General features: G+C 72.7%; 11 protein-coding genes and 2 pseudogenes. 4 read left to right on the top strand and 9 right to left on the bottom strand.

Annotation, left to right across the window (positions count from 1 at the left end):
• Positions 1-298: 298 nt before the first annotated feature.
• Positions 299-743 (bottom strand): annotated as a pseudogene (locus LWC33_RS36455) (aldo/keto reductase).
• 93 nt (positions 744-836) lie between these two features.
• Positions 837-1,026 (bottom strand): annotated as a pseudogene (locus tag LWC33_RS36450) (aldo/keto reductase); the annotation flags it as partial.
• 110 nt (positions 1,027-1,136) lie between these two features.
• On the opposite strand from LWC33_RS36450, the gene LWC33_RS06330 reads away from it, so the two are divergent.
• Positions 1,137-1,280 carry a hypothetical protein gene (locus LWC33_RS06330; RefSeq protein WP_233303276.1) on the top strand — a complete coding sequence of 48 codons (144 nt, stop codon included), beginning with the start codon at positions 1,137-1,139 and terminating at the stop codon, positions 1,278-1,280.
• Between the two features lie 82 nt (positions 1,281-1,362).
• On the opposite strand, the gene LWC33_RS06325 is transcribed toward LWC33_RS06330, so the two are convergent.
• The 6 genes from LWC33_RS06325 to LWC33_RS06305 form a co-directional block, all read right to left on the bottom strand.
• Positions 1,363-1,668 (bottom strand): hypothetical protein, encoded by a 306-nt coding sequence (locus LWC33_RS06325; protein ID WP_233303275.1) that lies wholly within the window; start codon positions 1,666-1,668, stop codon positions 1,363-1,365.
• A gap of 4 nt (positions 1,669-1,672) precedes the next feature.
• Positions 1,673-1,990 carry a hypothetical protein gene (locus LWC33_RS06320; RefSeq protein WP_233303274.1) on the bottom strand — a complete coding sequence of 106 codons (318 nt, stop codon included), beginning with the start codon at positions 1,988-1,990 and terminating at the stop codon, positions 1,673-1,675.
• Positions 1,991-2,076: 86 nt separating this feature from the next.
• Positions 2,077-2,544 (bottom strand): AMP-binding enzyme, encoded by a 468-nt coding sequence (locus LWC33_RS36445; protein WP_372476557.1) that lies wholly within the window; start codon positions 2,542-2,544, stop codon positions 2,077-2,079.
• Positions 2,508-3,659, bottom strand: coding sequence for an AMP-binding protein (locus LWC33_RS06315; RefSeq protein WP_372476556.1), 1,152 nt, complete (start codon positions 3,657-3,659; stop codon positions 2,508-2,510). Before LWC33_RS06315 ends, LWC33_RS36445 begins: the two co-directional genes overlap by 37 nt.
• Positions 3,656-4,801 (bottom strand): serine hydrolase domain-containing protein, encoded by a 1,146-nt coding sequence (locus LWC33_RS06310; protein ID WP_233303273.1) that lies wholly within the window; start codon positions 4,799-4,801, stop codon positions 3,656-3,658. Before LWC33_RS06310 ends, LWC33_RS06315 begins: the two co-directional genes overlap by 4 nt.
• A gap of 46 nt (positions 4,802-4,847) precedes the next feature.
• On the bottom strand, positions 4,848-5,456 hold the full coding sequence (locus LWC33_RS06305) for a QsdR family transcriptional regulator (RefSeq protein WP_233303272.1): 609 nt from the start codon (positions 5,454-5,456) through the stop codon (positions 4,848-4,850).
• A 250-nt stretch (positions 5,457-5,706) separates the two neighbouring features.
• Between LWC33_RS06305 and LWC33_RS06300 the strand changes: the two genes are divergently transcribed.
• Entirely contained in the window at positions 5,707-6,258 is a 552-nt protein-coding gene (locus LWC33_RS06300) for a hypothetical protein (RefSeq protein ID WP_233303271.1), read from the top strand.
• Positions 6,259-6,261: 3 nt separating this feature from the next.
• Positions 6,262-6,627: an Lsr2 dimerization domain-containing protein gene (locus tag LWC33_RS06295; RefSeq protein WP_233303270.1), complete on the top strand. Its 366-nt coding sequence runs from the start codon at positions 6,262-6,264 to the stop codon at positions 6,625-6,627.
• A 76-nt stretch (positions 6,628-6,703) separates the two neighbouring features.
• On the opposite strand, the gene LWC33_RS06290 is transcribed toward LWC33_RS06295, so the two are convergent.
• The gene (locus tag LWC33_RS06290; RefSeq protein ID WP_233303269.1) at positions 6,704-8,035 is read right to left on the bottom strand and encodes an MFS transporter; all 1,332 of its coding nucleotides are present in this window, start codon (positions 8,033-8,035) and stop codon (positions 6,704-6,706) included.
• A gap of 122 nt (positions 8,036-8,157) precedes the next feature.
• Between LWC33_RS06290 and LWC33_RS06285 the strand changes: the two genes are divergently transcribed.
• Positions 8,158-8,646 carry a MarR family winged helix-turn-helix transcriptional regulator gene (locus LWC33_RS06285; protein WP_233303268.1) on the top strand — a complete coding sequence of 163 codons (489 nt, stop codon included), beginning with the start codon at positions 8,158-8,160 and terminating at the stop codon, positions 8,644-8,646.
• The last annotated feature ends 86 nt before the right edge of the window (positions 8,647-8,732 follow it).

The raw sequence follows: 8,732 nt of genomic DNA, 5'->3' as shown, positions 1-8,732 counted from the left end.
GGTCTGGATCGACCCCGAGCAACGACCACGAAGTCGGCCACGGACCTGGGACCTCCCGCACACCCTCGGCGGGCAGCCACTCGTCGCCCAACCCGTGTGAGGCTCGCTCCTGCACGCGAAACTCCTCGTGCTCCGGACTCCCGGGACCGCTGCTGTTTCCACAGCGGCGACGCCGGGCAATGCGGTCGGAGCGGTGGTTCACCCCGGACACCATGGGCTGCTGCCTGGTCGGCCCACCCGGTCCGGAGACAACAACCTCCGCATCCACGGCCCCGCCAGCGACAGTCCGCAAAAGCGTTCAGTTCCCCACGCCGAGGCTGGACATGAACGCCGAGGGATAGCGGTCGCCGCGTGCCGACCCCGCCGGGACCGCCTTCTCGATCTCGGCGGGGTCCTCCGAGGCCAGGGTCAGGTCCGCTGCGGGCAGTGCCTCGGCCAGCCGCTCGCGGGTGCGGGCGCCGACCAGCGGCACGACGGTCTCGCCCTGCGCCGCGACCCAGGCGATCGCCAACTGCGCGGGCGTGCAGCCCCTGGCGTCGGCGACCCGGCGCCAGGGGCTGCACCAGAGCGAGGTTGTGCTCCAGGTTCTCGGCGGAGAACTGCTGGCTACGGGCGCGGGAGTCGCCGGGCCGTCCGATCCGGTCGGCGGTGAAGTGGCCCGAGATGAGGCCGCGGGCGAGGACGCCGTAGGCCGTGAGGCCGATGCCCGGCTCCCGCAGGGTCGGGAGGATCTCGTCCTCCACGGCGCGCGAGATCAGCGAGTACTCGATCTGCAGAGTTCTTCACCGCCGCGGGCCGGCAGTCCTGCTTCAGCGGCGGAAGGCCCGGCCCCGCCAGGCCCCCGAACTTCACGGAGAGCACGTAGTCGTCCCGGTCGCGGCCACGCAGCGCCTGGCCCAGCAACAGCTCGTTGTGCCCCATGGCGTAGAAGTCACCGGTGTCGATCAGCGTGACGCCGGCGTCGAGCGCGGCGTGCACGGTGGCGATGCTCTCCGTGCGGTCGGCCGGGCCGTAGGCGCCCGACATGCTCATCGCGCCCAGGCCCAGGGCGGAGACGGCCGGTCCCGTGCGGCCCAGCGTCCGTGTCCGCATCGCGTTCTCCATCGTGGTCGCTCCGGAGTGGTCGTTCCCGGGGGGTGGCCCTCTTCACCCCCGACCTGGGACAGCAGCTGCTGGTGCTCACCCCGGTTGACGCCGACACTCGCGAGCGGCTGGAGCTCCTCCGGGTGCTCGGCGTCGAGGAGTTCCCGAGCGGGACCACGGACTCACCCGCGCGCTGACGCCCGCGGCCGGTCGACCCGGCAGGACAGCGCGGCAGGACAGCGCGGCAGGACAGCGAGCGCGGCGGGTCAGCGCGGCGGGTCAGCGCGAGAGCCGGCGCCGGTTGGCGGTGACCGTGCGGTGCACCGGCGAGAGGCCCGCGGTCAGTACCAGGCTCGCGGCCCGGGGGACGGCCCAGGCCGAGTCGACGGCGGCGCGGGTGAATGCGGTGCCCTTCTCCGCAACCATCCGCCGGTACTCCCGGCGGTCCCGCGCGCTCGGCGGCCAGCCGCCCGTGGCCATGCGGGCCGTGCGGTGGGCGACGACCTGCGGCGCCGACCACGCGATCTCGGCGAGCTGCCGCCAGGGGTCCAGGACCTCGCCCCACCCGTTCCTCCTGCGCGTCACCCGATCACGGTAGCCGGTCCGCGGACCCCTCCAGCGCCTCCAGTGCCTCGGTCCAGCGTCGCTCGCGTGCGGCCGCGTCCTGCTCCCACCACGGCTCGCCGCGCTCGCCGAGGCCCTGTTTCGCCAGGTCGACGCGGCGGCGCGCCTCGCGGACCGCGGCGGCGTCGTCGGCCGCGCGGGCGGTGCGCACCGCCGCCCGCGCCTTCCCGAGGTGGTGCTGCAGCGCGGCCCGGACCTCCTCCGGGAGCTCCGGGTCCGCGCCCCGCCAGCGCCGGCCGCGGACCACGATCCAGCGCCCGTCGGCGGTGCGGTCCGGAGGCATGGTCCGAGCCTCCGGCACCCCGTCGGTCCCCGCACGCCGGCGCCGGACCGATCACCGCCCGCCGCCGCCCGCTGAGCACCCGCTTCTCAGCCGCCGAACGCCGCCGCCTGCTCGCGCGCCCGGAGGTCCTTGCGGAGGATCTTCCCCGAGGCGGACTTCGGGATCGCGTCGAGGAACTCGACCACGCGGACCTTCTTGTACGGGGCGAGCCGTTCCGCGACGTAGGCCATCACGTCCTCGGCGGTCAGCGCCGCCCCGTCCTGGGCCACGACGAAGGCCTTCGGCACCTCCTCGCCCTCCGCGTCGAGCACCCCGATCACGGCGGCGTCGGCGATCGCCTCGTGGGTCAGCAGCACGGCCTCGAGCTCGGCCGGCGGCACCTGGTAGCCCTTGTACTTGATCAGCTCCTTGACCCGGTCGACGATCCGGAAGAAGCCGGTCTCGTCGACCGTCGCGACGTCGCCGGTGTGGAGGAAGCCGTCGGCGTCGAGCGTGGCGGCGGTCGCTTCCGGGTTGTTCAGGTAGCCGGACTCACGTTCGGGCCGCGTACCCACAGCTCGCCGCGCTCGCCGGGCCCGACCTCGCGCCCGGTCTCCGGGTCGACGAGCTTGCTCTCGACGTTCGGGATCGCGTAGCCGACGCCGTTCAGGTCGTCGTCGGGCCGCCGCTCGTCCATGGAGTGGCTGACCGGGGAGAGCTCGGTCATCCCGTAGCCCTGCAGGACCACGCACCCGAGCCGGCGGGCGACCGCGTGCCCGAGCTCGGCGTCGAGCGGGGCGGCGCCGGAGAAGATCACGTCCACGCAGGACAGATCGTGCTCGTCGACCAGCGGGTGTTTGGCCAGCCCGACGGCGATCGGCGGGGCGATGTAGAGCCGGTTCAGCCGGTACCGCGCGACGACCCGCAGGAACTCCGTCATCTCGAAGCGCGGCATCGTGACGACCGTGGCCCGCCGGTGCAGGCCGTGGTTCATCATCACCGTCATGCCGTAGATGTGGAAGAACGGCAGGACGGCGAGGATCCGGGTGGTCTCGTCCGTGGTCCCCAGCGGCGTGAACTGCAGCAGGTTCGCCACGAGGTTGCGGTGGGTGAGGACCACGCCCTTCGCGAGCCCCGTCGTGCCGGACGAGTAGGGGAGCACCGCCGTGTCGGCGGGTCCGACCCGGAGGTCCGGCGGGTCCGCCGTGCCGGCCAGGAGATCGACCAACGACGTGCGGCCGTCGGCCCGGTCGAGGGTGACGACGGCGTCGTCGGGCAGCCCGGCCTGCGCGGCCGCCGCGGTCGCCCGGTCCAGGAACGGGGAGACGGTGACCAGCATCGTCGCGCCGGAGTCCGCCAGCTGGTGGGCGAGCTCGGCGGGGGAGTAGAGCGAGTTCGCGCTGGTCACGACGCCGTTGGCGCGCAGGATGCCCTGGAACATCGCCACCCAGGCCGGCGAGTTCGGCGCGAACAGCGCCACGACGTCGCCCTTGCGCAGCCCGCGCTCGTGCAGGGCCGCCGCGATGCGCAGGACCATGCCGTCGAGCTCGTCGAAGGTGACGGACGAGCCGGTCGCGCCGTCGATGAACGCCTCGGCGTCGGCCCGGTCGCCGAAGCCGGCGCCGAAGAGGAACTCGGGCAGCGAGACCTCGGGGATCTCGACCGCGGGGTACGGGCTGTGGATGGTCACGCCGCCCCCAGCACGCGGTAGATCTCGCGCAGGTACCCGGCGCTGCGCTCCGAGCCGATGATGCCCGGCGCCATGCGGTTCATCATGTAGGAGACCGTCAGCCTCCGGCCGAGGTCCATCACGATCATCGACCCGCCCCAGCCGCCCCAGAAGCAGATCCGCTCGTCGGGGATGTAGGGCAGCGTGTCCCGCTGTGGCAGGCCGTAGCCGATGCCGAACCGCAGCGGCACGCCGAGGACCACGTCCACGCCGTTCGCCTGCTCGTCGAAGATCAGGTCGATGGTCGCGGGGGAGAGCAGCCGGAGGCCGTCGACCTCGCCGCCGCGGGCGACCACGGACAGGATCCGGGCGACGGAGCGGGCGTTGCCGTGGCCGTTCGCGCCGCCGATCTCGGCCCGGCGCCAGGCCTCGGTGTTCGCGGTCTCCGCCGCGACCGTCGGGCCGGTCAGCGTCCGCACCGCAGGGCTGGTGGGGTCGGCGGTCGACAGGTCCACGGGGAGGGGCGGCGGCGGGACGACGTCGGCGATCCGGCCCCACGCCTTCTCCGGCGCGCCGATGGTGAAGTCGGCGTCGAGCGGGCCGGCGATCTCCTGCGCGACGAACTCGGTCAGGGTGCGGCCGTCGACGCGCCGGATCAGCTCGCCGATCAGATGTCCGTAGTTGAGTGCGTGGTAGCCCGATGCCGTACCGGGTTCCCACCACGGAGCCTGCGCCGCCATCCGGGCCGCGGCCCGCTCCGCGTCGTACATGTCCTCGACCGCTGCCGGCTGGTCGAGCCCGGACACCCCCGAGGTGTGGGAGAGCAGGTGGCGGACCTCGACGCGCTCCTTGCCGGCCGCCGCGAAGTCCGGCCAGTACCGCCCGACCGGCGCGTGCACGTCGAGCTGCCCGCGGTCGACCAGCATCAGCGCGGCCAGCGCGGTCACGGTCTTGGTCGTCGACCAGACGTTGACGATCGTGTGCTCGTCCCAGGCCGTGGTGCGCGCCTGGTCGCGGTAGCCGCCCCAGAGGTCGACGACCCGGTCGCCGTCGAGGTCCACGACCAGCGACGCGCCCAGTTCCTCGCCGCTGTCGAGGTGGTCCTGCAGCTGCCTGCGGAGCGGGTCGAAGCGGTCCTCGCAGGTGCCCTGGAGCTCGGCCATGATCGGTGCTCTCCTCGTCGAGTGCGGATCGTGCGGGGTCAGGGGGTCAGGGTGTCGGGACGGTGGGGACACGCGCCGCGCCGTGCAGCAGCGCGGTGACGGCGACCTCGACCTTGGCGGCGTCCGGCGGGTCGCCGGTGAGCAGGTCGGCGTAGATGAACGATTCGGCGATCCGCACCACCAGGTAGGCCAGGTCGCCGAGCGGCATCGACGTGCGCAGGTGCCCTCGGCTGCACTCCTCGGCCAGCAACCGCTCGACCGCGCCGACGACGTGCTGTTGCAGCGGGCTGGCCTTCGTCGTGATCAGCCGGAGGGCGCGCTCGGTCTCGCGCTGCAGGAAGGAGCGGTAGTACGGCGCGTCGATCAGGGCCTGGGAGAAGTCGCGCAGGATCCGGCCGATGCGCTCCGGTCCGGAGCCGGGCGCGGCGGCCGCCGCCTCGCGCAAGGTGGGGTCGGCGAGCGAGGTCAGCACCGCGACGAGCAACTGGTCGCGGTTGCCGACCCAGCGGAACAACGTCGTGCGGTCCACGCCGAGCCGGGCGGCGATCCGCTGCGCATCGAGGCGTTCACCGGCCATGAACGCCCGGCGGGCCAGTCGCACCGCCTCACGAGGGTCCGACCGCACGGCCGTTCGGCTGTGATCGGTGACACCCACGCGTGCAGCATATGGGCACGATGTTGCAGCGGACAAGGAGAACGTTGCGGTCGAGGCGCCGGTCCCGGACGCCGTGGCCGGTGTGAGCGCGGGCACTGTGATGGTGGCGGTGGGGGTGGCGGAACCACCGATGGGCGCGGATCGTTGGGCCCGAACGGGCGCCCGATCCGCGGTGATGATGTGATCTGCTGGTTCCGCGGACCGTGATGGACCGCGACACTGTCCTTGAACACAGCGAAAGGGGTGCCAGGTGGCCGACGGCGACGCCGATCTGCCGAAGTCGATCCAGGGTGAGCAGTTCGAGGAGACGGGCATCGTCCGGGCGTCGGACGAGGACGTCGACCTCTACGTCGACCGCGTCTCCGACGAGGTGCTGGCGTGCCGGGAACGTGGCCGGCACCTGTTCCCGACGATCCGGCAGGCCGGGATCCATTTCACCGAGGTGGACGACGAGGGATTGTTCGTCCGCCGCCTGACCTGCACGTGCTGCCTGCTCGCCGTCAAGGTGGAGAGGTGGGAGGGCGTGCGCCAGCGGGGTCGGACCCGGTTCCACCGCGTCGCCTCCAACCTGGAGTACCGGACCGGTCCGGACGGGCAGGTGTACCTCGCCGAGACCGGTCGCGGCCGCATGACGCCGCGCCAGATCGGCGACTCGGTGGCCTCGAAGGCGCTCGCGGGCCAGACGCTCGCCTCCTTGCGCAAGGCGGCCAAGGAGGCCGCGAAGGAGGCCGCCAAGGAGGCCGGCGGCTCGTCCGGGAGGCGGCGCCCGGCGCGCACCGGGAACGCGAGCGAGGCGGGCTGATCGATGGGCATCAGGGAGATCCGGTACTGCGATCTCACGGGCTCGGAGCACGACGTCGAGTCGCACGAGCTCAACATCGACCAGATGCGGGTGCAGATCGACCTGGCGGGGCCGGAGTACCGCAAGCTGCTGTCGCTGCTGCAGCCGTACATCGATGCGGGCCGGGTCGATGCGTCGATCCCGGACCTCCGCCCGGCGAAGCGGGCCGGGGGCCAGGTCAGCACGAGCACCGGGCTGACGGCCGAGGAGCGCGAGCAGCTGCGGCAGTGGGCGGAGGACAAGGGGATCGAGGTCCCGTCCAACAACCGGTTCAAGCGGTCGCTGGTCGACCAGTGGCGGGAGGAGCGGGCCGCGGAGCAGCCGGCCTGACCGGCCGGTCCGCACCCGACGACGTCGGGCGGTGCCCCGCGGCCGCGGCCGCCGGACACCGCCCGCGTCGTGATCGTCAGGCCCGCGCGGCAGGCGTCGACGAGGTCTCCGTCGAACCGGCCAGATCGAGCGTGGCGGTCTCGCGGAGGGCGAGGATGCACGCGATCGTCAGCACGCACCCGGCCGCGATGATGATCGAGACCGTGGTCGTGCCGCCGCCCCCGGCGAGGACCGAGGCGAACACGACGGGCGAGACGCCCGCGCCGATGCCGGCGATCTGGTAGCCGAGCGAGGCACCGGTGTAGCGGGACCGGGTGGAGAACAGCTCGGTGTAGAGCGCGGCGAGCGGGCCGTACATGCACGCGTGCACCACGCCCTGACCGACGACGACGGCGACCGCGAGCAGGAAGGTCGAGCCGCTGTCGATCAGCGGGAACAGCAGGAACGCCCAGACCGCCATGGCGGCCGCGCCGGCGAGGACCAGCGGGCGGCGCCCGAACCGGTCCGACAGCGCGGAGAACCCGATGATCCCGGCGATCGCCGCGACCGAGGACACGGTGAGCGCGTTGAGGACGGTCTGCCGCGGGAAGCCGGCCTGCACGGCGTAGGAGATGACGAAGGTCGTCAACGTGCCCTGCGCGATGAAGGCGCCGAACCCGACGCCGATCGACAGGAGCAGGTTGCGCGGGTGGTTGCGCAGCACGTCGAGCAGCGGCGGGGCCGCGGGCGTGCTCCGGGCGGCCTCGGCGAACACCGGGGTCTCGGTGACCCGCGCCCGGACGAACAGGCCGACGGCGAGCAGCACGAGGCTGAGCAGGAACGGGATCCGCCAGCCCCAGGCGAGGAAGGCCTGCTCGCCGGTCGCGCCGGCCGACACGGCCAGGACCAGTGTGGACAGCACCATGCCGCTCGGTGCGCCCGCGTTGGTGAAGCTCGCCCACAGCCCGCGCCGCGAGGTGGCGTGCTCGGCGGACATCAGCACCGCGCCGCCCCATTCGCCGCCGACCGCGACGCCCTGCACCACGCGCAGCACCACGAGCAGGACCGGTGCCCAGGCACCGATCTGTGCCGAGGTGGGCAGCAGGCCGATGAGGGCACTACCGAGCCCCATCATCGTCATGCTCAGCACGAGCATCCGCTTGCGGCCGACCCGGTCGCCGAAGTGTCCGAACAGGACGCCGCCGAGCGGTCGGGCGAAGTACCCGGTGGCGAGGGTCCCGAAGCTGGCGACCGTTCCGACCAGCGGGTCGAGGTTCGCGAAGAAGACCTTGTCGAACACGACGGCCGAGGCCGTGGCGTAGAGCAGGAAGTCGTAGTACTCGATCACGCTGCCGAGGTAGCTCGACAGCACGGCGCGGCGGAGCTGGCCGCGCCGACTGGGGTGTCGGTCCGGGTGCGGGTGCGTCATTGCGATGCCCTGTCTGCTGGTGACCGGCCCGGGATCCGGGCGTCGACGGCGGCCGATGGTAAGGAACTTGATACCCCGCGTCAACGGCTGACCGGTCTCAGGTTTCGGAATACCCTCCCGGCATGACCCAGTCAGCGGCCCGTCCGGCCGGCCGGCGCGGCCAGCGCCTGACCTACCTGGTGAAACGGCTCGAGATGGCGGAGCGCGCGCGGATGGAGGAGGTGCTGCGCCCGCTCGGGGTGACGTTGCACCAGTACACCGCGCTGAGCATCCTCGAGGCCCGAGAAGGCCTGTCGTCGGCCCAGCTCGCGCGCCGGCACGTCGTCACGCCGCAGGCGATGCACCAGCTGATCGCGACGATGGAGCGCGACCGGCTGATCGAGCGCCGCCCCGACGACGGGAACCGGCGGATCCTGCGCGCCTGGCTGACCGGGCACGGGGTGCAGGTGCTGAAGGAGTGCCACCGGGCGGTCGACGACGTCGAGGAGCGGATGCTCTCCCTGCTCACCCCCGAGGAGGCGGTGGCCTTCGGCGACGCGCTGGAGCGGTGCCTGGAGTCGTTGACCGTCCCGCCGGACGAGCTGAGTCGGCACGGTGACGCGACGGCTTGACGCAGTATCAAGCTCCTTGCTATCAATGCCGTATCAAGGAGCCTGAGACCCACTGGGCTCCTGGTTTCGACCGACCCGGCCGCACC

The sequence above is a fragment of the Pseudonocardia terrae genome (genome assembly GCF_021343995.1).
Lineage (GTDB): Bacteria > Actinomycetota > Actinomycetes > Mycobacteriales > Pseudonocardiaceae > Pseudonocardia > Pseudonocardia terrae.
The sequence above is the reverse complement of the archived record's forward strand: the minus strand, read 5'-3'. Positions and strand labels throughout refer to the sequence as shown.